This window comes from Polaribacter sp. SA4-12 (assembly GCF_002163675.1).
Taxonomy (GTDB): Bacteria; Bacteroidota; Bacteroidia; order Flavobacteriales; family Flavobacteriaceae; genus Polaribacter.
Map to the genome: position 1 here is coordinate 57,754 of NZ_CP019334.1, position 24,963 is coordinate 82,716.

General features: G+C 29.0%; 15 protein-coding genes. 6 read left to right on the forward strand and 9 right to left on the reverse strand.

Annotated elements, in window-relative coordinates; all coding sequences use genetic code 11:
* Positions 1-5: 5 nt before the first annotated feature.
* The 4 genes from BTO07_RS00300 to dnaN form a co-directional block, all read right to left on the reverse strand.
* Complete coding sequence (locus BTO07_RS00300; protein WP_087519311.1) at positions 6-1,205, reverse strand: DUF4249 domain-containing protein; 1,200 nt, start codon at positions 1,203-1,205, stop codon at positions 6-8.
* An 8-nt stretch (positions 1,206-1,213) separates the two neighbouring features.
* Positions 1,214-3,976, reverse strand: a complete 2,763-nt coding sequence (locus BTO07_RS00305) for a TonB-dependent receptor (RefSeq protein WP_087519312.1) — start codon at positions 3,974-3,976, stop codon at positions 1,214-1,216.
* Positions 3,973-4,650, reverse strand: a complete 678-nt coding sequence (locus BTO07_RS00310) for a hypothetical protein (RefSeq protein ID WP_087519313.1) — start codon at positions 4,648-4,650, stop codon at positions 3,973-3,975. The genes BTO07_RS00305 and BTO07_RS00310 overlap by 4 nt, the downstream gene beginning before the upstream one ends.
* 260 nt (positions 4,651-4,910) lie before the next feature.
* Complete coding sequence (gene dnaN, locus BTO07_RS00315; protein ID WP_087519314.1) at positions 4,911-6,029, reverse strand: DNA polymerase III subunit beta; 1,119 nt, start codon at positions 6,027-6,029, stop codon at positions 4,911-4,913.
* Positions 6,030-6,206: 177 nt separating this feature from the next.
* Here dnaN and BTO07_RS00320 point away from each other — a divergent pair, with 177 nt between their 5' ends.
* From BTO07_RS00320 to BTO07_RS00330, 3 genes are all read left to right on the forward strand, one after another.
* Positions 6,207-8,696 (forward strand): PIG-L family deacetylase, encoded by a 2,490-nt coding sequence (locus BTO07_RS00320; protein ID WP_087519315.1) that lies wholly within the window; start codon positions 6,207-6,209, stop codon positions 8,694-8,696.
* Between the two features lie 335 nt (positions 8,697-9,031).
* Positions 9,032-10,756 carry a sodium:solute symporter gene (locus BTO07_RS00325; RefSeq protein ID WP_087519316.1) on the forward strand — a complete coding sequence of 575 codons (1,725 nt, stop codon included), beginning with the start codon at positions 9,032-9,034 and terminating at the stop codon, positions 10,754-10,756.
* Positions 10,757-10,759: 3 nt separating this feature from the next.
* Positions 10,760-11,731, forward strand: coding sequence for a Gfo/Idh/MocA family protein (locus BTO07_RS00330; protein WP_087519317.1), 972 nt, complete (start codon positions 10,760-10,762; stop codon positions 11,729-11,731).
* A gap of 13 nt (positions 11,732-11,744) precedes the next feature.
* On the opposite strand, the gene BTO07_RS00335 is transcribed toward BTO07_RS00330, so the two are convergent.
* From BTO07_RS00335 to tsaD, 4 genes are all read right to left on the reverse strand, one after another.
* Positions 11,745-12,362 carry a class I SAM-dependent methyltransferase gene (locus BTO07_RS00335; RefSeq protein WP_087519318.1) on the reverse strand — a complete coding sequence of 206 codons (618 nt, stop codon included), beginning with the start codon at positions 12,360-12,362 and terminating at the stop codon, positions 11,745-11,747.
* A gap of 115 nt (positions 12,363-12,477) precedes the next feature.
* On the reverse strand, positions 12,478-14,484 hold the full coding sequence (locus tag BTO07_RS00340) for a tetratricopeptide repeat-containing sensor histidine kinase (protein ID WP_087519319.1): 2,007 nt from the start codon (positions 14,482-14,484) through the stop codon (positions 12,478-12,480).
* 213 nt (positions 14,485-14,697) lie between these two features.
* Positions 14,698-16,554: an LTA synthase family protein gene (locus BTO07_RS00345; RefSeq protein ID WP_087519320.1), complete on the reverse strand. Its 1,857-nt coding sequence runs from the start codon at positions 16,552-16,554 to the stop codon at positions 14,698-14,700.
* 3 nt (positions 16,555-16,557) lie between these two features.
* On the reverse strand, positions 16,558-17,583 hold the full coding sequence (tsaD, locus tag BTO07_RS00350; protein ID WP_087519321.1) for a tRNA (adenosine(37)-N6)-threonylcarbamoyltransferase complex transferase subunit TsaD: 1,026 nt from the start codon (positions 17,581-17,583) through the stop codon (positions 16,558-16,560).
* 292 nt (positions 17,584-17,875) lie between these two features.
* Here tsaD and BTO07_RS00355 point away from each other — a divergent pair, with 292 nt between their 5' ends.
* The 3 genes from BTO07_RS00355 to gap all read left to right on the forward strand — a co-directional run bounded on the left by BTO07_RS00355 (position 17,876) and on the right by gap (position 24,442).
* Positions 17,876-22,207, forward strand: coding sequence for a translocation/assembly module TamB domain-containing protein (locus BTO07_RS00355; RefSeq protein ID WP_087522513.1), 4,332 nt, complete (start codon positions 17,876-17,878; stop codon positions 22,205-22,207).
* Positions 22,208-22,432: 225 nt separating this feature from the next.
* The gene (gene pfkA, locus BTO07_RS00360; RefSeq protein ID WP_087519322.1) at positions 22,433-23,416 is read left to right on the forward strand and encodes a 6-phosphofructokinase; all 984 of its coding nucleotides are present in this window, start codon (positions 22,433-22,435) and stop codon (positions 23,414-23,416) included.
* Positions 23,417-23,440: 24 nt separating this feature from the next.
* On the forward strand, positions 23,441-24,442 hold the full coding sequence (gap, locus tag BTO07_RS00365) for a type I glyceraldehyde-3-phosphate dehydrogenase (protein WP_087519323.1): 1,002 nt from the start codon (positions 23,441-23,443) through the stop codon (positions 24,440-24,442).
* A 124-nt stretch (positions 24,443-24,566) separates the two neighbouring features.
* Here the strand turns inward: gap and BTO07_RS00370 are convergent, their stop codons facing one another.
* Positions 24,567-24,947, reverse strand: coding sequence for a RidA family protein (locus BTO07_RS00370; RefSeq protein WP_087519324.1), 381 nt, complete (start codon positions 24,945-24,947; stop codon positions 24,567-24,569).
* Between the last annotated feature and the right edge of the window lie 16 nt (positions 24,948-24,963).

Below are 24,963 nucleotides of genomic sequence, written 5' to 3' on the forward strand. Positions count from 1 at the left end.
TTTATTTAATCTACCCAAAAAGTAGGTTTAATACTATCTCCTAATTCTCTGCAATCACCACATACTTTTGCAACTAATAAATAAGGTCCATGTGGTCCAAGTGTAAGTGGAGGTGGATTAAAAACTTTATTATAGAGATAATTACCTCTTCTTATTTCGTCTATTAAAGGAGATTTTCCTTCGTCACTCAATAAAGGAACTATATAAACACATTCTTCGATAAAATCGATTGTATTATTTGGAAAATAGTCTGAGTAATTAAAAAACATTCTTTTTTTAGAAACAGAAGTTACATCAAAATAACCTAAAACTTTATCATCAGTATTTGTTGTGGAAGAAATATTCCCAGGAACAAAACCAGGTTGATTTTGAGTGAATCTACTTTGAGATGAAGATATTTTATTAAGCGTTTTATAATAAGAATATGCTTCGAAAGATTCTACATGTTGTGTTAATAACATACTATACCTATGAGAAATGATAAAATCGTTTTTATCAAGAAATCGTACGTTTAAGTCCACATTATTTTCCGAAAGAGAAAATGTTTCTGTTTGTACAATGTTTGTAGCGTTAATTGTTTTGTAACAAACTTTACCATCTGTTGTGTTTTTTAAAACTGTTTTTACTTTAAAAGTAGGAATGTCAGAAATAATTTCTAATTTTAAAGGAGACCATTCTGGAGCTACAATTTTATATGTTTCTTCATATGTATATCTATAATAATTAGCGCCATCATTTGCACCTTCACTTTTTACGTAAATACCAACTCCTTCATCACCATTTGGTCTTGTTATTTTTTTTGATTTAATTGTATTAATTTCATTTATACCAGAAATTTCTTGAGAAGTAGACATATAAGATGCTCCATCTTTAGTGGTAATTTCTAAAGTATATGATTTCCCTATTTCAGCTTTATAGGCTATTGTAGAAACATAAACTCCAGGGGTGTTTTCTGAATATAAAAAGGTACTTCCATTATTGCCTTTTACAAGTACAGAAGCGTTTGTTTCTGGGTTTGCTTCCGTTTCTTCTGTTGCAAAAGTTCGGGATAGTATTATTGTATGATTTTTTAATTCATTTGTAAGATTTCCTTCAACAACTAGAAAGTTTTCGTACGTAATGTTTTTAATTTCAATAGGTTCTACACAACTATTTGCTGATGTGAGAATTATGATTAAAAAGAAAAATAGTTTTATAGTTTTCATAAGTTTCTTTAAAATTTGAAGTTATAAGTAATTGTTGGAATTGGTTTCGAGAAAATTGAGCTTCTGTAAGCTTGTACTTTTCCATTTTCTGTAACAAAGAAGATAGCGTATGGATTATTTCTACCTAATACATTGTAAACAGAAATGTTCCAGAAACTATGACCAACTTTTTTTATTTTATGATTACCCTCTATATTTAAACCTAGGTCTAATCTAAAATAGTCTGGAACTCTAAATTTATTTCTATCACTATAAAGTAAATATTCATTTCCTTGTAAAATGTATTTTCCTGTAGGATAGGTGATAGGTCTTCCAGTTTGGTAAGCAAAATTGGCAGAAAGACTAAATCTTTTTGTTAGTTTGTAATTAGCGATAACGTTTAAATCGTGTGGTTTATCATAACTTGTAGGGAAATAATTACCATTATTAACTCTTTCTTCTAGAAAATCACTGTCTAGTTTTTGGTAAGATCTAGAGTAACTATAACTTAACCATCCATTTAATCTTCCTTTATTTTTCCTTGCTAAAAATTCAATTCCGTAAGATTTACCAGGACCTTGTAACGCTTCAGTTTCTATATATTCATTTAATAAAAAAGTAGCGCCAACTTTATAATCAAGAATGTTTTTATAAGCTTTGTAATAGCCTTCTAAACTAAATTCATAATTGTTTCCATCTACATTTTTATAAATTCCTAACGATGCTTGTAAAGATTCTTGTGGTTTAATGTTTAAATCAGACAGTTTCCAAGTATCAGTTGGTGAAGCAGAAGTGTTATTAGTAAGTCGATGAATAAATTGATAAAGGTTGCTAAAACTAGCTTTTATAGACAATTCATCATCAATAGCATATCTAGAAGAAAGGCGAAGACTTAAACCTTGGTAGGTTTTATAAGCTTCATTATTATCATATTCTTGTACGCTAATTACAGAAGCATCACTTTTAGGAGTGTTAGCTGCATAGGTTCTTTGTGTAGATCCTCCTAAAGCAGAAAAGAGCGTATAACGTGCTCCTAAACTGATTGCGAGTTTTTTATTTATAGTGTAGTTGTCTGTAATAAATAAAGCATTTTCTATTGCTCTTTCTTTTTGAACACTAATAGGAGTAATGATAGAATTTTCTCCTTTTGGATCTTTATTTCCAGGTTTTACATTATATAATTTAGAAGCTATACCATAATCGAATTTATGCTTCTTAGAATATAAGTATTTCATTTTCAATTTTAAATTTACTTCATCAATTACATATTTTAATGTAAAGTTATTATTTGAATCACTATCTAAATCAATATTAAAAGAATAATTACTATTTGATAATAAAAGGTTTCCAGAGTTTTTGTCATTAAATTTATGAGTCCAATCTACTGCTAAAATTTTATTACCATAAGCATTTGTAGTGTCTGATGCAATACTATATTTATCGTTGCTATAGTAACCAGAGATTCTTACTACATTATTTTCATTAATATGATGTTTGTATTTTGCTATTATATCATAAAAAGAAGCGCTACTATTTTTTAATTTTTTATCATTTAAAGCTTTTAAAAGCCAGTTAGAATAGGTGTTTCTTACACCAAATAGTAAAGTCGATTTACCTTTAATAATAGGTGTTTCTATACTAAGATTACTCGTTATTGGCCCAATAGAAGCTTCACCTTTAAACTTTTTAGCATCATTGTCTTTCGTAGTAATATCAAAAACGGAAGATATCCTTCCTCCAAATTCAGAAGGAATATTTCCTTTGTATACTTTTAAATTATCTGTTGTAAATGGATTTACCGCAGAAAATAATCCTAAAAAATGAGTAGGATTGTATAAAACACTTTTATCTAATAAAAATAAATTCTGATCAGATTTTCCACCTCTAACGTTTACGCCATCTGCACCTTCACCAGCACTTTGAATTCCTGGTAATGTAGTTGCTATTTTTAAAATATCTCTTTCACCAAGTACTTGTGGAATCGTTTTTACTTCTTCAGCTTTAATTTGTGTAATACCAGTTTGTGTGCTTCTAATATTTTTTTTAGCACTAGATTCAATTTCAAATCCTTCTAGTTGTTCAGAAACTTCGTTTAGTTTAAAGTTATAAGTTCCGTTTCCGTATATTATTACTTCTGTTTTAGATTTCTGTATTCCTGTTAAAATAGGTTCAATAATATTAGAACCATAAGGTAGATTAAAAGTGTATTTACCATTTTTATCTGTTGATGTATAGATGTTTTTATCTCTAACAAATAAAACGACATTAGCAATTGATTCTCCTGTAATACTATTTTTTACAGTACCAGATAATTTGTAGTTTTTCTGTTTAGCAAGATTATTTTCTTTACCTATTTTAATTCTTTTTATATAAGAATTAGTTATAGCATTGTTGGTTGAAATAAGAATAGGAGCTGTTTTTTTATCTTCAGAAATGTTCTCTGTTTCAGACACTGTAGATTCAATAGTTTCTTGGTAAACACTATCATAAATTAAGCTGTTTTGTGTTAAAATGATATCGACATTATTTAGAATGTAATAATTTAGATTGGTGTTTTCTAAAAGAGCTTCTAAAATTTTAGTGATAGAACTGTTTGTAAACTTTAAACTTACTTGAGTTTCTTTGTTAAACCATTTATCGATGTAGAAGAATTTGTAATTAGTTTTACTTTCTATTAAACTTATAGCTTCTAATTGTGTTAATTGGTTAAAGTCAATAGAGATTTGTTCTTTTTCTTGAGCATAAAATTTAATACTTAAAAAAAGAAGAATGATTATGAATTTTTTGTTCATTTATTAATACATTTTTTTAGCAATTCAATCATAAAAACATCTGGGGTATTTTCAATTTTTTTTGAGTTAACTTTATAATAGCTTCGTATAATATCCTTTTTATTAGGGAATAGTTGCATCCAATATTTTTTATTTTTGATAATGGTATAGGCTCCATTATGATAAATAAAATACTTATTATCGGGTTTAAATTTATTGTAAGAAAACTTTGTAGATGTTTTACTTATTCTTTCTTTATAATATTTTTTATATAGGATGAAATCGTCTTTCAGTAATAATTTCCGACTGAATCCAAAATCATTTAGTTTCATAAAATGATTACCATTTAAATAAAACTGACTAATTTTTTCTTTTTCTAAAAGCAAAGGATAGTTTTCGTTTACTGAAGGAATCTTTACGATAATATTATCTTCAAAAACATCATATTTTATTGGAACGTTGTAATAGGTCTGCTCATCATATACAATATCTCCATTATGAAAGTTGTTGTCTATTAAAAAATGATGATTGCCTTTAAGTGTTCTATATTGTTCTATGTATATAACTCCATTATTTATAGGTAAGTTATGCTGACCCACAATAGAATCTAGCCAAATAGATGCTTCTTTTTTTGTCGCATTTTGTGATAAAAAGGTAGTAGCATATAGTAAAAAAAAGAGGGTAATTTTTTTCATATAAGAAATTTGAATCTTTAATGATTTTAGGGTTTGTATTTATAAAGGTAATAATTAAAAAGTCATATGAAAGTTTAGTTGCAGTTTTAACTTTTTAAAGCTTCTTTATTTAAAGAGCTATTAACTTTATAATCTCTAGAGTGTAGATTGATAGAGACAAAAAGTTAACCACAAAAAAAAGCATCGTAATTAAACGATGCTTTTCAATATTATAGATTCCTACTTACTTAGTAGGAATAATTAAATGTACACTGCGTGTACTAGTTATTCAGCATTACAGGCATCACAAGCATTGTAACTTGTTCACCTTCATCTGTACCGTCAATAGGAGTTAAAATTCCTGCTCTGTTTGGTAAAGACATTTCAATTAAAACTTCGTTAGAACTTAAGTTGTTTAACATTTCGCTTAAAAAACGAGAGTTAAAACCAATTTGCATATCATCACCTTGATAATCGCAACTTAAACGTTCGTCAGCTTTGTTAGAGAAATCTAAATCTTCAGCAGAAATATTTAATTCTGTTCCTGCCATTTTTAAACGAATCTGGTGAGTCGTTTTACTAGAGAAAATAGAAACACGTCTTACAGAGTTTAAGAAAGAAGCTCTATCAACAGTTAATTTATTTGGATTCTCTTTTGGAATTACAGCTTCGTAATTAGGATATTTTCCGTCAATTAAACGACAAACTAAAACGATATTATCAAAAGTGAATTTTGCGTTAGCGTCATTATATTCAATAGTTACTTCGCTATCAGAACCACCTAAAATTCCTTTTAATAAATTTAAAGGTTTCTTTGGCATAATGAATTCTGCAGTTTGATCTGCAGTAACATCAGTTCTAGAATATTTTACTAATTTATGAGCATCTGTTGCAACAAAAGTTAAACTTTGTGAACTAAATTGAAAGAATACTCCACTCATTACTGGTCTTAAATCATCATTACCAGCAGCAAATATTGTTTTAGAAATTGCTGTTCCTAATATACTTGCAGGAACAACTGTTTTACTTGGTGATGGTAAAGAAACCGCTTTTGGAAACTCATCTCCACTAAAATAAGCCATGTCATATTTACCTTGATCAGAGCTAATTTCAATAGCATTATCACCTTCCGTTTTAAACGTTAAAGGTTGATTAGGAAATGTTTTTAAAGTATCTAATAATAAACGAGCAGATACAGCTATAGAACCAGAACTTTCACTTTCTACTTCAACTACAGAACTCATAGTTGTTTCTAAATCTGATGCAGAAACTTTTAGTTCATTTTCAGATAATTCAAATAAAAAGTTGTCTAAAATTGGTAATGTGTTGTTACTATTTATAACGCCTCCTAAAACCTGTAATTGTTTTAATAATTGCGAACTAGATACAATAAATTTCATGTAATGTCTTTTCTTAGTTTGTTTTACAAATATATTCTAAATAAGTGACTTTAAAAATTATTTTATTAACAGGTTATTAGCATTTTGTTGATGAATTCATAAACGTTATAATTATGTTAATTCAACTTTTAAGGGACATAAAAAACCTATTTTTGTCACTACCACGAAACCAATTACATGAAAAAAACTACGATTTTTATATTTACATTTTTGTTGATATCATTGAGTTTATTCGCTCAAAAGCCACAAAAATTAACTTCGAATCAGATTTACGAGAAAATTCAAAAACTAAACTTTTTAGGAACCGCTTTATACATTGCTGCACATCCAGATGATGAAAATACGCGATTAATTGCATATTTAGCAAATAACGTAAAAGCAAGAACTGGCTATTTATCGCTAACAAGAGGCGATGGAGGTCAGAATTTAATTGGTCCAGAAATTAGAGAATTGTTAGGCGTAATTAGAACTCAAGAATTATTAGCCGCAAGAAGCGTAGATGGAGGAGAACAGTTTTTTAGTAGAGCAAATGATTTTGGTTATTCGAAACATCCAGATGAAACCTTAGAAATTTGGAATAAAAAAGAAGTTTTAAGTGATGTTGTTTGGGCAATTAGAACTTTTAAACCAGATGTAATTATTAATAGATTCGATCATAGAACTCCAGGTACAACACATGGTCATCATACAGCTTCTGCGATGTTAAGTGTTGAAGCTTTTGATCTTGCAAATGATAAAACAAAATATGCTAAACAACTTAAATATACGAGTGTTTGGCAACCAAAACGTTTGTTTCAAAATACATCTTCTTGGTTTTATAGAGGAAGAGAAGATGAATTTAAAAAAGCAACCGAAGGTTTTACGAAATTCAATATTGGAGTTTACTATCCTTTAAAAGGAGTTTCTAATAATGAGCTAGCTTCAATGGCAAGCAGTCAACATTTATGTCAAGGTTTTGGGCGATTAACAACAAGAGGAGAACAAACTGAATATGCTGAGTTATTAAAAGGAAATCCTTTAAAAGATAAAACGGATATTTTTTCAGGAATAAATACTACTTGGAATCGTGTGAAAAACGGAGGAGAAATAGGAACTATTTTATATGAAATTGAAAATAATTTCGATTTTGTAAATCCGTCTAAACATTTACCAAAATTGATGGAAGCGTATCAATTGATTCAAGAATTAAAGGACAATCATTGGCGAGTAATTAAAGAAAAGCAAATTAAAACAATTATTGAAGGGTGTGCTGGTTTGTATTTAGAAGCTTCTGCTGTGAGTTCTTCAGGAACACCAAATTCTACTATTGAAGTTAATTTTGAAGCTTTAAATAGGAGTGATGTAAATATTGAATTGACTTCAATTACATCAACAATTGATAACAAAACGGTTTCTAAAGAATTAGATTTAGAATTGAATAAAAAAATCAATTTTAAAGAGACAATCAACTTAAAAGCAAAGAGTTTTTCTGATCCTTATTGGTTGCGAAAAGAAGCTTCTTTAGGAATGTACAATGTAGATGATCAATTATTGATTGGAAATCCAGAAACACCAAGACCAGCAAAAATTGATTTCAATTTAATTATTGATGATGTAGCTATTTCTATCACAAAAAATGTGGTGAGAAGGTATGCAGAACGCGATAAAGGTGAAATTTATGAGCCTTTCGAAATTTTACCTAGAGTTACTACAAAACTAAAAGATAAAGTACTTATTTTTTCTGATGATGTTGTTAAAAAAGTTTTGGTTGAGGTAAGAGCAGGGGCAAATAATGTTTCTGGAAATGTGAGTTTAAAAGTACCAACAAGTTGGATGGTTTCTCCAAAAGAAATTGCTTTTAATATCAATCAAAAGAACGATAAAAGAACTGTAGCATTTTTTGTAACTCCACCAAAAAATCAATCTGAAGGAAAGTTAGAAGTAATTGCTACTTCAGAAGGAAAAACATACAAAAAGGAGTTGATTGAAATCAATTATAATCACATTCCTAAACAATCAGTTTTATCAAATTCTGAAGCTAAAATTGTTCGTTTAAACATTAAAAAAGCAGGAGATAAGATTGGTTATATAAAAGGAGCTGGAGATGTTGTTCCAGAAAGTTTACGTCAAATTGGGTATTTTGTAGAAAATATTAATCCATTAGAAATTAATGAGAAAAACTTATTAAAATATGATGCCATTGTTTTAGGAATTAGAGCTTATAATGTTGTGAAGGAATTGAAATTCAAGCAAAAATTCTTGTTAGAATATGTAGCAAAAGGAGGAAACATGATTGTGCAGTACAATACAAATAGAAGAGTAGATGTTGCTGCGCCTTTTTCATTAAGTCTTTCGAGAGATAGAGTTACTGATGAATTTGCTGAGGTTCGGATTTTAGATAAAAATAATTCCCTTTTAAATTTCCCAAATAAAATTACAAACGAAGATTTTAAAGGTTGGGTGCAAGAACGTGGATTGTATTTTCCTGATTATTGGAGTAGAGAATACACACCAATTTTATCTATGAACGATAAAGGTGAAACTGCTAAAAATGGAAGTTTGCTAATTGCGAAATATGGAAAAGGAAATTACATTTATACAGGTTTAAGTTTCTTTAGAGAATTGCCTGCAGGAGTTTCTGGAGCTTATAAATTATTTGCGAATTTGTTGTCTGTTGGGAAAGAATAGATTGAAAGTTACAAAGTTTTAAAGTTGCAAAGTTCAGGATTCGTGTTGTCATTCCTGTGAAAACAGGAATCCATAATAAGTGATTTTAGAAAACTATATTTTCGGAAATAAATAAAGTTGGCAAATAAGTTTAGCCCTGATTGAAACGGCATCCTTTTTTATTTTTCATAAAAAAGATATAGTGGAAAGCAGGAAATAGCTTCAAAAAAATAAAACAAAATAGAATGAAAGGACAAAAATATACCTGGAAAAAAGAGTATTCATTGGTTTTAATAGCGAATGTAATTTACATTATCGCGTTTTATTTTATCACTAATTATTTTACGGTTTAATTGATGGAGATAGAAAGCAAATTACACGCAGTAGACTGGATAATTTTATCTGTAACATTAATTTTTATTGTTGCTTACGGAACTTACGTAACCAGAAAAAACGACAATGTTACCGATTATATAAAAGGTGGAAGTGACTCGAAATGGTGGACAATTGGTTTGTCTGTAATGGCAACGCAAGCGAGTGCAATAACGTTTTTATCAACTCCAGGACAAGCTTTTCATAGCGGAATGGGGTTTGTGCAATTTTACTTCGGATTGCCAATTGCAATGGTGATTATTTGTGTGGTTTTTATACCAATTTATCACAAATTAAAAGTGTACACTGCATATGAGTTTTTAGAAGGAAGATTCGATTTAAAAACCAGAAGTTTAGCCGCAATTTTGTTTCTAATTCAGAGAGGTTTGGCAGCAGGAATTACCATTTTTGCGCCTGCAATTATTTTAAGTGCAGTTTTAGGTTGGGATTTATTAACGTTAAATATTATCATCGGTTTTTTAGTAATTATTTATACGGTTTCTGGAGGAACAAAAGCAGTAAATGTTACTCAGAAACAACAAATGATTATCATTTTTATTGGAATGTTAATCGCGTTTTTTATGATTATGAGTCAGCTTCCAGAAAATATTACGTTTACGAAAGCATTGGAAATTGCTGGAGCAAGTAATAAAATGAAAGTGCTAGATTTCTCTTTTGATTTAAGCAATCGTTATACAGTTTGGACAGGTATTCTTGGTGGAACTTTTTTAATGTTATCGTATTTTGGAACAGACCAAAGTCAGGTGCAGCGTTATTTATCTGGGAAATCCGTTAGAGAAAGTCAGTTAGGTTTAATTTTTAACGGATTGTTAAAAGTGCCAATGCAGTTTTTTATTCTGTTAATTGGTGTTATGGTTTTTGTTTTTTATCAATTTAATGCTTCTCCTTTAAACTTTAATCCGACTGCAAATGCTGCAATTGCAAATTCTGAATATGTAGAAGAATATCAAGCATTAAAAGATGAACATACTATTATAGAAAATGATAAAAGGTTGTTGTTTTCTGATGGGTTTCAGGTTGAAGAAAAAGACAGAATTCTAGAATTAAATACTAGAGATTTAGAGTTAAAAGCCGCCGCGAAAGAAATTATAAAAAAGGTTGATGAAAAATCAATAGATAAAATAGAATCGAACGATAAAGATTATGTGTTTATTCATTTTATTTTAAACAATTTACCAAGAGGATTAATCGGACTTTTATTGGCGGTAATTTTATCTGCAGCAATGTCTTCTACAGCATCAGAATTAAATGCGTTGGCAAGTACAACGGCCATCGATTTGTATAAGCGAAATGTAAAAGGAGATAGGAGCGAAGAGCATTATGTAAAAGCATCAAAATGGTTTACGTTGGCTTGGGGAATCATTGCCATTTCGGTGGCTTGTGTCGCCAATTTATTCGATAATTTAATTCAGTTAGTAAATATTATTGGGTCTATTTTCTATGGAAATGTTTTAGGGATTTTCTTGTTAGCATTCTTTGTTAAATATGTTACAGGAAATGCTGTTTTTATAGCAGCATTAATTACTCAAGCTTTAATTATTATCGTATTTTTACTTGATTGGTTGCCTTATTTATGGTTGAATTTATTAGGATGTGTTTTAGTAATGGGAATTGCAATTATACTACAAACATTTATTCCTACTAAAGAGGGCGACAACGGTGATTTAGAAACAATAGGAATTGAGTAAATTATGAAAAATAAAAAGATACGTTGGGGAATTATTGGTCTTGGAAACATCGCTAATAAATTTGCTACAGATTTAGCAACTATAGAAAATGCAGAGTTAGTTGCCGTTGCTTCTAGAAGTCAAGAAAATGCTGATGAGTTTGCTAAGAAACATAACTCAAAAAAAGCGTATAATTCTTATTTAGATTTAGCAAAAGATGCTGAGGTTGATGCTGTTTATATTGCAACTCCACATAGTTTTCATAAAGAACATGCGATACTTTGTTTAAAAAATAAGAAAGCAGTTTTATGTGAAAAACCTTTTGCAATGAATTTGCAAGAAGTCGAAGAAATGATTGGGGTGGCAAAAGAGAATAATGTCTTGTTAATGGAAGCTTTATGGACTTATTTTTTACCTCATTATACGTATGTTTTAGAAAGTCTTAAAAATGAAAAATTCGGAAAACTTTTAAAACTAGAAGCTGATTTTGGTTTCTCCAGAGCATTTGATAATAATAGTAGATTGTTTAAGAAAGAAGTTGGTGGTGGAAGTTTATTAGATATTGGTATTTATCCCATTTTTGCTGCTTTATCTACTTTAGGTAAACCAAATTCTATAAAAGCAGATGCTACTTTTTTTGATAATGGAGCAGACTCAGAATGTAATATGATTTTTAAATACAATGAAACAGAAGCTCTTTTAAAAAGTACTTTGGTAGAAGATACTGCTACAGAAGCAACTTTTACTTGTGAAAGAGGAATTATAAAAATAAATACGATGTTTCATATGCCAACAACTGTAACGATTACAGTAAACGGTAAAGATGAAATTATTGACTTTAATTATAAAACGATTGGTTATAATTTTGAAACAATACATTTTAATAATCTTCTAAGAACAAATAAAAAAGAAAGTGATGTTATGACTTTTGAGTTTTCTAGAAACTTAATAAAAACGTTAGATTCAGTTAGAAAAATTATTGGTTTGGAGTATTAGTATTTGTGAAATTCTAGACAGTTTTTCTGCCTATAAATCGAACTACTTTACTTTTTGCAGTATGATATTTTCCTTCATTTAATTCGATTTCTTTTTCTTCCAATAAAATTATTTCAAAATGTGGAAACTCCTTTTTTATAGCATCCACAGAAAATAACATATCAATGTTTTTTGGGCCACCAGCATTTGGGTTTTCTTTCTGAAGTTCTAAATGATTTTTGCTAAAACCCTCAAGAATTAAATAACCATTTGGTTTAATTAATTCGGCAATTTTATTATGATATTTGGAACTAATATTTGGAGGGAAATGCGCGAAAATCAATGCAGCTACATCAAACTTTTCTTTAGTTAGTTTTAAGTCAAAAAAGGCACCAACTTCATAATTTATTGCAACATTTTCTTTTTTTGCAAGTTTTAAGGCTTTGTTTCTTCCTTCAATACTAATATCAAAAGCAAATACTTCTAAGCCTTTTTTTGCAGCATAAATAGCATTTCTACCTTCTCCTTCTGCGGGTAACAAAATTTTACCTTCTATATTATATTTATCTAGCGTTTCTTGAAAGAATTGATTAGGTGCTGTTCCATAAGCATAGTCATCATCAGCATATCTGTTATTCCACATTTCTTTCATTTTATATTTTTTTGAGTTTTATTTGAATACTGAATCGAGCTAATGTTAATACTGATATTACATCCATTTTAAGGACGGATATTAACAAGTTATCAAGTTCGTTTTTTATTTATTCTTAAATCGGTAGTGAAATGATAAACTTACTACCTTTACCTACTTCACTTATTACTGATATATTTCCACCATTCAGTTTTATAAATTCTTTACAAAGTATAAGTCCTAATGCAGAACCTTTTTCATTGTTTGTTCCTCTAGATGAGTTTACAATGTCTATCCTAAATAATTTATCAATAAGTTCTGGAGTCATACCAACACCTGTATCAATAATATGTAGTTCAATACAATCTTCATTTTTTTGATAATTGATTGTAATCGTTCCTCCTTCATGTGTAAATTTAATAGCATTGTTTATCAGGTTTCCTATAAATGTCATAGAAGTGTTTCTGTCTATAGAACACATGGTGTTTAAAGGAACATTTGTTACGATCTCAATATTTTTTTTAGAAGCATTGTATTTATAAGGAGCAATACTGGCATCAACCAACTCTTTTAAATTGAGTAGTTCTTTATTAATTTCGATTTTTCCTCTTTGTGCTCTGGCCCATGAAAGTAAGTTTTCTAACAATTCATACGTAGATTGAGATGCTTTATTAAGTGATTTTAATAGATTTTTTTTCTGGGTATCATCAATGTTATTATAATCATTAACTAATAAATTAGTGATACCTAAAAGACTATTAAAAGGACTTCTAAGATCATGAGAAATAATGCTTAAGAATTTATCTTTGGTAGCACTTACTTTTTTAAGTTCATCTCGTTGGTTTGATATTACTTCATTTTTAAGAATCAATAATTGGTTTGTCTTTTTCTTACTAGCAAATCGATTTAAAAGGATACCAATTATAAGAATAATTAATATTGAAATACCAATAAATGAGTTTCTTATATTGGTTTGTTTCGTAATTTCTAAATTTTGAATTTCGTTGTTTTTTCGAAGTAATTCATTTTCTTTTTCCTTTTTCTCGCTTTCATATTTGGTCTGTATCTCTGCAATTTGTTTTGAGTTAGATTGATTATAAATACTATCCTTTAATGAAATAAATTTACCTAAATAAACCAATGACATATCTAATTCATCAGTCGATTTGTAGAGCTCAGCATACTTATTATAGAGTTTTAATTTTTCTTCCTTTGAATCTAACTTATTTGCTAAATCCAATGATTTTTTATAATAGGCTAGGGCAGCGTTAAAATGGTTTTTTTCTTTATGAATATTCCCAATACTTTTGTTGGTAAGTAACACACCAATTTGATCATTAATTTTTTCACTTAGAACAAGAGATTCATTATAATATGTTATGGCATTGGCGTAATTTTTAAGATGATATTCTGTTTCTCCTATATTATACAAAGCGATAGCAGTACCTAAAACGTTTTTATTTTTTTTAAATAACTCAAGGGCTTTTCTGTAAGTAGTTTTCGCTTTTTTGTAATTATTTTGAGATTCATAAATTGCGCCCATCGTATTTAAATGAGTTGCCAAATTACTTCTATCACCTTTTTCATCAGATAAATGTATAGCTTCCTGCACATGTTCTAGGGCTTTCGAGTCGTTTTGCTGTGCTAAATAGATAGCGCTAATATTACCAATACTTTTAATGTAAAGATCGGTAAAGCCATTTTCTTCAGAAATTTTTATAGATTTTAAATAATATTTCAAAGCATTTTCATAATCAAATAAAGCACCATAAATGATTCCAATATTACAAAATGATGAACATATTTCGTTTGTATTTTGAATCTCTTCGTATATTTCTAATGATTTTTGATAATTATTCAACGCAAGTTGTAACTCACTCTTGCCCCAATAATTTAGACCTATGTTTTGAAGCGATTTAGCAATAGCTGTTTTACTATTTTCCTTTAAAGCAAAAGAATAAGCTTTGTTCGCATAATTAAGACCTTTATCAGGATAAACATTCCAATATCGATAAGCTAGCTTATTTAATAATGAAATATTTTCAGAATCTTTTTGAAGTAAATTTTCAAGGCTGTCAATCTTTATTTGAGCAAATAAATTGCTCGAGAAAAATAAAAGAATAATTATTAATAGATTCTTCATAAAGATTATTTTTTAAGATGCTGTAAACGAACCTAAAAAATTACCTAAAATTTTTTATACTAGAAGCTTATAAATTTAAGAATATAATTGACATTTTTTTTTATAAGACTCATTATATAGGGTAACTTAACATTGATATGATATCGTTTAAATGACTTAATTTAGTCTTTAGCTAAGTTAGGCTTTTTGAGTCAAGAAATCAATAAGAAAAACCTATTTTCTATCCATGAAATCTTGAAAAGAATTTTGAGAAATAGCTTTCCCTAAAGAGTCTAATCTTGCTGTTTCTGTCCCTTTTTCTAAAATAGCTTCATCACTAACATAATCGTATATAAAAACGCCATTTTTTGTAAGTGTACCAAAACCTTTATTAAAAAGGTAGTTCACATATTGTTTATAAGAAGTATTAAAAATATTTTTACTAAAAGTAAAATCAGAATTGTCAGCTTTTAATAAATCTAGCAATGTATAAGGAAAATCTACTTGACTAGAAAAGTTGTCAATTTTTAAACCTGGTTTATGTACAGCACCACCCAACCACAACATCGGAATTCTAAATCTTTTTGGAGAATTAAAAGGACCTTCATGTTTAGGAGAAGTATGTCCATGATCTGCCATAATAACAATTAAAGTATTGGCATACCAAGATTGTTTTTTTGCAAACTCGATGAATTTACCAATCGTTTTATCGGTATATGCATGAGAACTTCTAAATTTATTGTCTTCAGAATTTTCTCCAAATTTATAGGTATCAGGAAACTGATAAGGTTCGTGACTACTTAATGTTAAAGCAATTTTAAAAAATGGAGTTTCTTGTTTGCCTTCTAAATCTTTAGTTAAACGATTTATTAAAACATGATCATGAGCACCCCATTTAGAGTTCCAATCGGCTTTATCAAACTCACTTCCGTCTATAAAATTAGTGATTCCTGCATTTCGTAAATACGTATTCATATTACCAAAATTTAAATCTCCACCGTAATAAAAAGAAGTTTTGTAACCCAAATCAATCATTTTTTGAGGCAACATTGGTAAGCTTCTCGTTTTATTTGGCATTCTCATAATCCTTTTTACAGGAGGAGGATAATAACCACTTAAAATGGCAGGAAGACCTTTGTCTGTTCTATCTCCATTTGCATAAAAATTAGTAAATAAAATACCTTCTTCAGAAAGTCTATTTAAGTTTTCCGTAACAGTAGGTTCACCTCCTAAAGCTCCAACAACTTTCGCTGTTAATCCTTCCCAAATAATTAAAATAACATTCGGTTTTGTAGTATTTAAAATACTATCTGTATTTGCTGTTAAAAGTTGATTTCTATTTTTATTGATGATTTCTTTAGCTATTTCATCATCAAAATATTTATACGGATTTTTACCATCTGTTTTATGAGTAAGCGTATTAAAGAAGTTCCATATAAAATTTACTGACGCATGATTCGCAAACATCTGATCAGAAAAATACACATTACTTTGGTTAACAGGTATGGTTTGAAACCCTCCTCTAATAGGTATAATTAAAGAAGCTGTTATTAATAAGAAAGCAGGAGCTTGTAACCAACTACTAATAGTTGTTTTTTTAATTTTTTTGTTGATGATTTTTTTAAATATTTTTATATGGATAAATGATGATAAAATCCAAAAAAGTGTTCCAATAATTAGTTGAAAGCTAGAAACTGAAGCAATCATTAATTCTGGTGTGTTTAAATAAGGAAGTAGACTTGTATCCAAACGAACTCCCCAAGATTGATACAAACCAGCGTCAATAAGTAATAGTAAATTGATGAAAACTAATAGTATGTAAGAATACCATTTTATGATGGTTCCAATTTTTTTAGAATTTATAAAGACCGATAAAATCATTAATAAAAACGGAATGAAAGATAGATAGGCAGTAAAAGCAATATCTAATTGTAATCCATATAAAAATGTTTTTATTGTTGTAAGTAAGCCTAACTCTTTTGTTTTATCAAAATGAAAAAGGACAAAAAAGAGACGTGCAAAAACAAAATAACCAATCCATAAAAGGAAGTAGTAAACGTTAAATAAAAATCTATTTTTAAATTTTTTCATAGGTTACTCTGTAACTTTTAAACGCGCTTTTGCAGTTACAGAAATATCAGAATAATCGTTGTTTAAATATTTTAAATATCCAGTAATTGCAATCATTGCAGCGTTATCTGTTGTGTATTCAAATTTAGGAACATAGGTGGTCCAACCAAAATGTTTTTCTGCTAATTGGAAACGATTTCTAATTTCCGAATTGGCAGAAACTCCACCAGCAATTGCAATATGTTTAATGCCTGTTTGTTTTACAGCATTTTTTAATTTGTCCATTAAAATTTCAACAATTGTATATTGAATAGAGGCACAAATGTCATTTAAATTTTCTTCAATAAAATTTGGATTTATTCTTACCTGTTTCTGAATGAAATACAAGATTCCGGTTTTTAATCCACTAAAACTAAAATCTAAATCGCCCACTTTTGGTTTTGTAAAAGGATACGCTTTTGGGTTTCCTAATTTAGCGTGTTTATCAATTAAGGGCCCACCAGGATATTTTAATCCTAAAATTTTGGCAGATTTATCAAAAGCTTCACCAACTGCATCATCAATTGTTTCTCCTAAAATTTCCATTTCAAAATAATTGGTCACTTTTACAATTTGAGTATGTCCACCACTAATTGTTAAACAGATAAAAGGAAAAGGAGGTCTTTTACTAGTTTCATCTTCAATAAAATGCGATAAAATATGCGCTTGCATGTGGTTTACATCAATTAATGGAATTTGTAAACCTAAGGCCAAAGATTTTGCAAAAGAAGTACCAACCAATAAAGAGCCCATTAATCCTGGGCCTCGTGTAAATGCAATTGCAGATAAATCTTCTTTTGTAATATTTGCTTGTTCAATTGCTTGTTGTACAACAGGAACAATATTTTGTTGATGTGCTCTAGAAGCTAGTTCTGGAACAACACCACCATATTTTGAATGTATTTCTTGATTTGCTACAATATTACTCAATACTTTTGCGTTGCAAATTACAGATGCACTAGTGTCATCGCAAGAAGATTCGATCCCTAATATATAAACAGGTTTTTCCATTAAAATAATAATTTAGCGCAAAATTAAGGATAATTTTATGTTGTCTCTCTTTTTTAAGAATAGAAATTTAATACTTTGTTAAATTTGCACGTTCTTTGTAGTAATTGGCAATGTTTTTGATAAGTAGATATCAAATCGTTGTCTTAACAAATTAAAAGAAAAGGTTATCAAAAAAGTTGGAAAAAAAATACTGAAATGGCTAGGGTACTTCGTACTCTTCTTGTTGTTAGTTAGTGTTTTACTTTCTTTACCAGTAGTTCAAACAAAATTAGGGAATTACGCGACCAAAAAATTGAATGAAGATTTTAATACAGATATGTCTATCGAGAAAATAGATTTATCTTTTTTAGGAAATGTTCAATTAAAAGGTGTGGAGATTAGAGATCATCATCAGGATACTTTAATCTTTGTAAACAAATTAAGTACTTCTCTTCTAAGTGCGAAAAGAATGTTAGATAGCGAAATTAACTTAGGAAGTGTTTCTTTAGAAGACGTTTATTATTATACTAAAACCTACAAAGGAGAAACAGATGATAATATGACTATCTTTTATGATAGTTTTGATGATGATACTCCAAAGGATTCTTTAGCAAATCCATTTATATTAAGATCTTCTAATGTGTATGCAAGCAACCTAAACTATAGATTGATAAATGCAAATAAGAAAGATTCTGTAAATTTTTCTGCCAAAAGGATTGGTGGTAGTTTACAAGATATGCTTATTTATAGATCAGATTTTTCAGCAAAAATAAGAGGGCTTTATTTTGTAGATAATAAAGGTTTAGAAGTTACGAGTTTAACTACAGATTTTTCATTTTCTATGTCTGCAATGCATTTTAAGGATACAAGATTACAAACAAGAAAATCTGATATTAAAGCAGATATTGATTTTACTTATAAAAGAGAAGATTTAGTAGAATTTAATGATAAGGTAAATATAAAAGCAGTTTTTAATAAAAGTAAAATTGCAGTACCAGATTTAAAAAAATATTACAACGAATTAAGTGGTAACGATGTAATTAATCTTTCTGGAAACTTAAACGGAAAATTAAATAATTTTGAATTAAAGAAACTTTGGTTAACATCAAAAAATGGAATTAAAATAATTGGAGATTTAGAATTTGTAAATGCAGTTAATTTTGAAAGAGGATTTAAATTTAATGGAGATTTAAAAAACCTGACTGCGACTTATAATGAGTTAAAAAAAATATTACCTAATGTTCTAGGGAAGACATTACCAACAGAATTTAGAAAATTCGGTAAGTTTACTGCAAAAGGAAAAGTAAATTTAACTCCAGATCAAATTGATGCAACCGTAAATTTGAAATCTCAAATTGGAGGTATTATTTCTGACTTACAAATTTCTAATATAGATAACATCGATTATGCTACTTATAATGGAAAAATAGAACTTAATAAATTAAATATTGGTGTACTATTTAACAACCCATTATTTGGTGAAACTTCTTTAAAAGGTGATGTAAAAGGAAGTGGTTTTATATTAGAAAATATTAACACTTCGTTTATCGGTAAAATTTCTGAAATCAATTTTAAGAATTACTCATATAAAAATATTGATGCAAATGGTCAATATCAAAATAATAAGTTTGATGGGGATTTAAAGATTGATGATGAAAACTTTAAAATGAAGTTTAATGGTCTAGCAGATTTATCATCAGAAATAAATAAATTCGATTTTAACTCTAATATTGAGTATCTAAATTTAAAAGAAACCAACCTTTTTACAAGAGATAGTATCTCTGTTGTAAAGGGAAATATTGAATTAGATGTAGAAGGAAATACGTTTGATGATATAACCGGTAAAGCAACTTTTAAGAATATTCTATATACAAACCAAAAAGAAGAATACGATTTTAAAGAATTTCATGTAACATCGTCTTTAAAAGATAGTATTAAAAGAATAGAAGTAGCTTCTAAAGACATTGCTAATGGCTATCTTTCTGGTAAGTTTTCTTTTTCAGAATTGTTGCCAGTAGCACAAAATGCTTTAGGTAGCATTTATACAAATTATACACCTTATGCTGTAGAACCAAATCAATTTTTAGATTTTAATTTTACTATTTATAATCAAATTGTTACCGTATTTTTTCCTGAGATTTCTATAGATGATAAAACAAAGATCAAAGGAAAAATAAAAGCAGATAAAAATCAATTAAGATTAACATTATCATCTCCCAAAATTGATGTTTATGGTAATGAGATAAAAGATGTTTTGTTAAGAACAGATAATCAAAACCCACTTTATAATTCGCATTTAACAGCATCCGAAGTCAATACAAAATATTATAAAGTTTCTAAATTAAATTTATTGAGTTTAAATCAAAATGACACTTTGTATTTTAAATCTGTTTTTATAGGAGGGAAGAAGAAAAATGAAGATTTTAATCTTGATTTTTTCTATACATTCAATCCAGAAGGAAAATCGGTAGTTGGTCTAGAAAAATCATCTTTTAAGTTTAAAGAGAATGTTTGGAACATTAATGCAGATACATTAAATACAAATAAAGTTACCTTCGATTTAAAAACAAATGATTTCAATTTTAGTAAGTTTAAATTAGTTTCTGGCGAACAAAAAGTTGAGTTTTCAGGGAGCTTAAAAGGAGACTCAGAAAAAGTGCTTTTAGCAGATTTTACCAAAGTTAAGTTACAGAGTTTTTTACCTAAAATAGATAGTTTAGCTTTAAAAGGAACCTTGTCTGGTAGTTTAGATTTTGTGCAGAGAGAAGGCGTTTATAGTCCAGAAGCATTGTTGTCAATTAAAGATTTTGAGGTAAATGATTTTAAGCAAGGAGATTTAGCTTTAAATGTAAAAGGAGATAATTCTTACGAAAAGTATAAAGTTGATTTGTCTATAAATAATGAAAAAGTTAAAAGTATTGCAGCTACTGGTTCTTTAGATTTTTCAGAAAAAAGACCTTTAATAGACTTAGATGTATATTTAGAAGAGTTTGGGTTAGATGCTTTTAGTCCACTAGGTCAAGATGTTTTATCCTCTATTAGAGGAACTGCATCTGGCGATTTTTCTTTAAGAGGTTTTTTAGGTAATCCAGAAATGGAAGGAAGATTAATGCTTAAGAAAGCCGGTTTAAAATTTCCTTATTTAAATGTAGATTATGATTTTAAAGGAGAATCTATTATTACGCTGCAAGAACAATCTTTTATTTTTGAAAGTTTTTCTTTATTAGACACAAAGCATAAAACAAAAGGACTTTTAAAAGGTAGTATTTCTCATAAAAATTTTAATCAATGGTTTTTAGATATCAAAATTGAAACTGATAATTTATTGGTTTTAGATACAAAAAATACAGAGGAAGCATTGTACTATGGTGCTGCATTTATTGATGGTAATGCTAGTATAACAGGGTTAACAGATCAATTAACAATTGATATTAATGCTAAAACGATGCCAGGAACCACTTTTGTTGTTCCTCTTAAAGATATAGAAACGGTAGATAGTTATAGTTTAATTCATTTTAAATCGAAGGAAACAGAGGTTAAAGAAAAGCAGAAAGAAGTTGCCTTAGAAGCAATTAAAGGCCTTTCATTAAATATAAATTTAGAAGTAACTAAAGATGCTACTGCTCAAGTTGTAATTGATGAAGTTTATGGAAGTCAATTAACAGGTAATGGAGCAGGAACTTTAGATATTAGGATAAATACACGAGGTAAATTTGAAATGTATGGAGATTATAGAATAGATAATGGAGTCTATGATTTTAAATACGGAGGTATTGTAAACAAACCTTTTTTAATACAAAAAGGAGGTACTGTTTCCTGGAACGGAAACCCATATGAAGCAAATTTAGATGTAACAGCTATTTATAAAGCAAAAGCAAATCCGGGAGTTTTATTACAGAATTTTAATTCAAATAGAAAGATTGAAGTAGATTTAGTTACCAGAATTACTGGTGGTTTATTTAGTTCTAAGCAAGATTTAGATATACAATTAACAAATGTAGATCCAACAATTGCAAGTGAGTTAGAGTTTATTTTAAATGATAATAATGTAAACGAGAAAACGACTCAGTTTATATCATTACTTGCCTTTGGAAATTTTGCAAATCCCGATAAAGTAGATTTTAATGCTGGTGAAACATTTTCAAGTACAGCTTCTAGCGCTGTTGCTGCAGCTTTTTCTAGTTTGTTGAATAATCCTGATAGTAAATTTCAATTAGGTGTAGATTATCAACAAGGAAATAGTGGAAATGATATAGAAAGTTTAAATATTGATAATCAGGTTGATGTTTCTGTAAGTACACAAGTAAGTGATAGAATTATCATTAATGGAAAAGTGGGAGTGCCAGTTGGTGCCCAAACTCAATCTAGTGTTGTTGGTGAAGTAAAAGTCGAGGTGTTATTAAACAAGGAAGGTAATTTTAGAGCAATTATTTTTAATAGACAAAATGAAATACAATACTCTACTGAAGAAGAGGGATATACACAAGGAGTAGGGCTTTCTTATCAGGTAAACTTTAATACACTATCTGGTTTGTTAAAGAAAATTGGTAGAAAAATAAAAAAAACAAAAAAGCCAAAGACAATTGTTATAAACGATAGCATTAAAAAAGCAAAAAGCGGTTTAATTAATTTTGAAGGAAATTAATAAGCTTCATTTTTAATCCTAAAAGTGATTTTTATCACTTTTTTTATTTATTTACATTGTTATTTTTGCAGGGGAAAAAAAAGAACAAAACAAGAATGAAAACCATTAGAAATTTTAATAGAATTCAGCATTTTTTTAACTTATAGTTACAAAAATTAGCCTAAAACGATTTCGTAGTTTTATTATTTTAAATGGTTATAAAGCAGTAATTTTACATCAGAATATATGAAGAAAATTAAAAAAATAGCAGTAATGACTTCTGGAGGTGATGCCCCTGGAATGAACGCAGCAATTAGAGCAGTAGTTAGGTCTTGTGCCTATTATAGTTTGGGTTGTGTAGGAATATATAGAGGTTATGAAGGTTTAATTGAAGATGATTTAGTTGAACTTAGTGCAAGAAGCGTACATAACATCATAAACAAAGGTGGAACAATTTTAAAATCGGCTAGATCTACAGAATTTAGAACTAAAGAAGGTAGGCAAAAAGCGTACGAAAATTTAGTAGAACGTGAGGTTGATGCTTTGGTTGTAATTGGTGGAGATGGTTCTTTTACAGGAGCAGTAATTTTTAATGAAGAATTTGATTTCCCTGTAATAGGTATTCCTGGTACTATCGATAACGATATTTTTGGTACATCACATACATTAGGGTATGATACAGCTTTAAATACAGCGGTAGAAGCAATAGATAAAATTAGAGATACAGCATCTTCACACAACAGATTATTCTTTGTTGAGGTTATGGGGCGTGATGCAGGTTTTATCGCATTAAATGCAGGTGTTGGAGCAGGAGCAGAAGAAATTTTAATTCCTGAAGAAGATCTAGGGTTAGATAGAATGTTAGAATCTTTAGAAAGAAGTAGAAGAGCAGGTAAATCATCAAGTATTGTTATTGTAGCAGAAGGTGATAAATCTGGTAAAAACGTTTATGAATTAGCTAAATACGTTGAAGAAAACTTACCAGAATATGATGTAAGAGTTAGTATTCTTGGTCATATGCAAAGAGGAGGCTCTCCTTCTTGTTTCGACAGAGTTTTAGCAAGTAGATTAGGTGTAAAAGCAGTAGAGTTACTATTAGATGGTAAAACAAACTTAATGGTAGGTTTAAAAGATAATCAAGTAATTAGTACCGATATTAAAGAAGCAATTTCTGGTGGTCATTCAATAAACTATGAGCTACTTAGAATTTCAGATATTATAACAACATAAAATAATTAAATAAAAACTAGTAAGATGATTAAAATAGGAATTAACGGATTTGGTAGAATTGGAAGATTAGCATTCAGATCTGCAGTAAATAGAAAAGACGTACAAGTAGTAGCAATTAATGATTTATTAGAAGTAGATTATTTAGCTTACATGTTAAAATACGATTCAGTTCACGGAGCATTTGATGGAACTGTTGATGTAAAAGACGGTAAATTAGTTGTTAACGGAAACGAAATTAGAATTACAGCAGAAAGAAACCCAGCAGATTTAAAATGGGATGAAGTTGGTGCTGAATATGTAATTGAATCTACAGGATTTTTCTTAACTGAAGAAACTGCAGGAAAACACTTAGAAGCTGGTGCTAAAAAAGTAGTATTATCTGCTCCATCTAAAGATCATACACCAATGTTTGTAATGGGTGTAAACAATACAGAATTAAAAGCTGATCAACAAATTTTCTCTAACGCATCTTGTACAACTAACTGTTTGTCTCCTATTGCTAAGGTCTTAAATGACAACTGGGGAATCTCAGAAGGTTTAATGACAACTGTACACGCTGCAACTGCAACTCAAAAAACTGTTGATGGTCCTTCTATGAAAGACTGGAGAGGTGGACGTTCTGCTATTGGTAACGTAATTCCTTCTTCTACAGGAGCTGCTAAAGCTGTTGGAAAAGTAATTCCTGCTTTAAATGGAAAATTAACTGGTATGGCTTTCAGAATTCCTACTATGGATGTTTCTGTTGTTGATTTAACAGTTAAATTAGAAAAACCAGCTACGTATGCAGAAATTTGTGCTGCTATGAAAGCTGCTTCAGAAAGTGGAGCTATGAAAGGTGTTTTAGGATATACTGAAGATATGGTAGTTTCTCAAGATTTTGTTGGAGATACTCGTACTTCTATCTTTGATGCTAAAGCTGGTATCGCTTTAAATGATAACTTCGTAAAAGTTGTTTCTTGGTATGATAATGAAATGGGATATTCAACTAAAATCGTTGATTTAATTGAATACGCTGCTTCTTTATAATATAAAGAATTTAGATATAAAAAAGCCTGATAGATTTTAATCTATCAGGCTTTTTTTAGTTTTGAATACTGAATACTGAATACTGAATACTGAATACTGAATACTGAATACTGAATACTGAATACTACTTTACTGCTATTGCACTAATTTCTACATTTACAAACTTAGGTAAGTTTGCTACTTCAACAGTTTCTCTTGCAGGAGCCGTTTCTTCATTAAAGTATTGACCATAAACTTCATTTATTTCAACAAAGTTATGCATGTCTGAAATAAAAATTGATGTTTTAATTACGTTTTCAAAAGTCATTTCAGCAGCAGCTAAAACTTCTTTTAAATTCTCCATAACTTGTTTAGTTTCTTCTTTAATAGATTCTAAAACCAATTCCCCCGTTTCAGGATTAATTGCAATTTGTCCAGAAGTATATAAAGTGTTTCCTGTTAAAACGGCTTGATTATAAGGGCCTATAGGAGCGGGTGCTTTTGTAGTTGTTATTATTTTTTTCATTTTCTGTAAGTTTCAA